A 3,222-nucleotide genomic window follows, 5' to 3' on the forward strand; every position below is an offset into this window, starting at 1 on the left:
TCTGCTTAATATTAAAGATTTCCATGTTTAAAGCTTGTATTTTATCAACTCAGTGCTGCTGGGTCATTTTTTCCTACTTAGTCTAAACTCCAGTTAAAACACAAAGACGCAAAAGCACTCTCTGCGCCTTTGCGTCTCTGCGTAATATATTCCCTACTACACCATCTCAGACGAAGCCTGCACTACCGGTTGCGGCTGTGGCTGGAACATGAACAATGAGTAAACAACGTCTCGGCGGATGTTAACCATCATATCTAAGAACAATTCATAGCCCTCGCTCTTATACTCAATGAGCGGGTCTTTTTGCCCATAACCACGTAATCCCACCGATTCGCGCAAGGCATCCATTTGTTGCAGGTGTTCCCGCCAGAGAGTATCAATGCGTTGCAAGATAAAGAAACGTTCCGCTTGGCGCATCAATCCGGGTTGAACTTGGTCAATCTGCGCTTCTTTGAGATCGTAAGCAATTCTTACCTGTTCGTGGAGAAAGGCTTTAATCTCGCTGACCGTGATATCTTCTAATTGACTAGCTTGCAAATCCGCTAGCAGATAGACGAATTCTTTGACTTTCTCAACCAACTTCTCTAACTCCCACTCTTCCGAGGGTAAGTCTACGTTAATGTAAAAGTCAACGATGTCATCCATCGTTTTTTCAGCGTATTTAATCACCTGTTCTTTCAAGTCTTGACCTTCTAAGACTCGGCGGCGTTCAGCATAAATAGCACGACGTTGATTATTCATCACCTCGTCATACTCAAATACCTGCTTCCGAATGTCATAGTAGTAAGTTTCAACTTTTTTCTGTGCGCCTTCCAAACTGCGGGTAAGCATCCCAGATTCGATGGGCATATCTTCTTCCACTTGGAAGGCATTCATTAACCCAGCAACGCGATCGCCACCAAAAATCCGCAGTAGGTTATCCTCTAAACTGAGGAAAAATCTTGTGGTTCCGGGGTCGCCTTGTCTTCCTGCACGTCCGCGCAACTGGTTATCAATCCGTCGGGATTCGTGGCGTTCTGTACCAATTACGTGCAAACCGCCGATACCCACTACTTCCTCATGTTCGCGGGTAGTAAATTGTTCGTATTCCTGCTTAACGCGGTTGTAGGCTTCTCGCAATTTCTGAATTACAGGGTCATCAATAGGCGCTTTCTCTGCGGCTACAGCTACCTTTTCTTCAGCTTCTAATTCCGGTAAACTGCGTTCACCATACTCACGCACTGCAATTTCTACTGCATCTTTGAGCAGTTTTTCGGTTTCTTTTGTCAACTGGGTGGGGAAAATTTCTGGCGAAGCCCGCCAAGTTTTGACTTTCTTTCCAGGGACAAAGCCTTGACCACCACCATGTCCTGTAGGCAATCCAGCTGCTCTTTGCACGCTAAAGGCATCTTCATCTTCTGGCATGACGATCCGGGGCATAAAGTATTCTCGCAGCTTTAGACGTGCCATATATTCGGAATTACCACCCAGGATGATGTCTGTACCTCTACCAGCCATGTTGGTAGCAATAGTAACAGCACCTTTTCGTCCAGCTTGGGCGACGATTTCCGCTTCACGTTCAACGTTTTCCGGTCGAGCGTTAAGTAATTCGTGAGGAATTGCCAATTCCTTCAGCAGCCTACTTAGAAGTTCAGATTTTTCTACACTAGTGGTTCCTACTAATACAGGTCTGCCGAGTTGGTGCATTTCAGCACATTCTCTAGCGATCGCCCCCCACTTACCTGCTTCTGTCTTGAACACCATATCAGATAAATCTTCGCGTCTGCGATCGCGGTTGGTGGGAATTACCGCAACTTCAAGTTTGTAAATTTTTTCAAATTCTGGTTCTTCGGTTTTTGCCGTTCCTGTCATTCCACCGAGTTTTGGATACAGCAAGAACATATTTTGGTAAGTAATTGTCGCGAGAGTTTGAGTTTCTGGCTGAATCTCTACGCGTTCTTTCGCTTCAATCGCCTGGTGCAATCCATCACTCCAACGCCGTCCGGCTAGCACCCGACCAGTAAATTCATCTACAATTACTACTTCACCATTGCGGACGATGTAATTTACATCTTTGAGAAAAAGTTCCTTGGCTTTAATTGCATTGAAAATGAAGTGCGCCCAAGGATCTTCTGGGTCAAATAAATCTGTGACTCCTAAAAGATTTTCCGATTCCGCAAACCCTTCATCTGTCAATAGCACGTTGCGAGCTTTTTCATCCACATCGTAATGCTCGTCTTTTTTGAGTGTGAATGCTATTTCAGCGGCTTGCAGATATTTTTCTGTAGGTCTTTCCACCTGCCCAGAAATAATCAGTGGTGTCCGCGCTTCATCAACTAAAATCGAGTCCACCTCGTCAATTACGCAATAATTAAACGGGCGTTGTACCACATCTGCCATTGATGTCGCCATGTTATCCCGCAGATAGTCGAAGCCGACCTCGCTGTTGGTAACATAAGTGATATCGCAGTCGTAGTTTTTCTGGCGTTCGTTAGGAGTCATGCTTGACTGAATTAGCCCCACACTCAGCCCCAAGAACCGATGCACCTGTCCCATCCATTCAGCATCCCGACGAGCTAGGTAATCGTTTACGGTGATGACGTGTACACCTTTACCAGTAAGAGCATTTAAGTAACTTGGCAAGGTGGCGACTAGTGTTTTACCTTCACCAGTTTTCATCTCGGCAATTTGCCCCACGTGCAAAATAATACCACCAAGGAGTTGGACATCAAAATGCCGCAAGCCTAATACTCGCCGTGCTGCTTCCCGAACAACGGCGTAAGCTTCTGGCAATATGTCATCTAGGGTTTCGCCTTTAGCGAGCCGTTGTTTAAATTCGACGGTTTTCCCTTTTAACTCATCATCGGAAAGAACCTTAATTTCTTCCTCTAAAAGGTTAATTTCAGTAACAGAAGGTTGGTATTTTTTAAGCTTACGAGCGTTGGGGTCGCCCAACAAAAGTTTTAGCATGGCAGGTTATAGAACTGAATCAAGGGGGATGGGAATTAAAGGGTCGGCATTGATTATAAACATTCAACCCAGCCCAAACCTCTTGGTCGTGGATGGGTGTGAAATGAGAATTACCTCAAAAGCAGGATAAAAACTAGCCAATCATTTCATAAACTGATTGGTTTTAACTCTTATCTTATATTGTCGGGTAGGGCAGGGGCATTTCTGCCCCTTTCCCCCCTAAGAACCGTGCTTACAAGTTTCCAAGTACACGGCTCAAGCAAGTCATTTGCT

1 protein-coding gene is annotated in these 3,222 nt (G+C 45.2%); it reads right to left on the reverse strand.

All coding sequences use genetic code 11. The annotated features are described in order from the left end of the window. Nucleotides 1-156: 156 nt before the first annotated feature. A complete protein-coding gene (gene secA / locus V7K45_RS17765) occupies nucleotides 157-2,949 on the reverse strand; it encodes a preprotein translocase subunit SecA (RefSeq protein WP_335005633.1) in 2,793 nt (930 codons plus the stop codon). Nucleotides 2,950-3,222: the final 273 nt, after the last annotated feature.

Origin of the sequence: Nostoc sp. (assembly GCF_036917375.1) — a bacterium.
Lineage (GTDB): Bacteria > Cyanobacteriota > Cyanobacteriia > Cyanobacteriales > Nostocaceae > Nostoc.

Excerpts from the sequence above, each read along its gene's own strand:
- secA (WP_335005633.1), bottom strand. The coding sequence starts at position 2,949 with ATGCTAAAACTTTTGTTGGGCGACCCCAACGCTCGTAAGCTTAAAAAA.